The organism is Corynebacterium sp. HMSC034B08 (assembly GCF_001835805.1).
Lineage (GTDB): Bacteria > Actinomycetota > Actinomycetes > Mycobacteriales > Mycobacteriaceae > Corynebacterium > Corynebacterium coyleae.
Genome location: NZ_KV825958.1, coordinates 109,906 through 110,229 on the forward strand (window position 1 = coordinate 109,906; position 324 = coordinate 110,229).

General features: G+C 63.0%; 1 pseudogene. It reads right to left on the bottom strand.

The features are described from left to right. Window positions 1–324 (bottom strand): annotated as a pseudogene (locus HMPREF2656_RS13600) (HNH endonuclease); the annotation flags it as partial.

The following is a 324-nucleotide window of genomic DNA, read 5'->3' on the forward strand; positions in this document are numbered from 1 at the left end:
CCAACGTGCGTGCCGCTGCCTCAATCGCCCGATAACCGCCTTCAACCTCAAGCAAGGCCAGGCGCAGCGCCCACCGCTGCGAGGCATCCTTCACCGGTGCAATACGCCGCTCAATCAACACCAGCTCGTCGAGGGAGAAACCACGCGCCAAAGAACTTGCTGTCTTTTGCTTGCGCGTGAACTTGGTGCGCCCGAAGTACACATCCCGCAGCCGCGACCAGGCACGCGCCCGGTCCGGTGCGAAGCCCGAGGCGAGTGCAACATCAAGGTCGAAATCAGCCAGCGTCTCCAACGCTGCGGCCGACATCGCCTGCACTAACACCT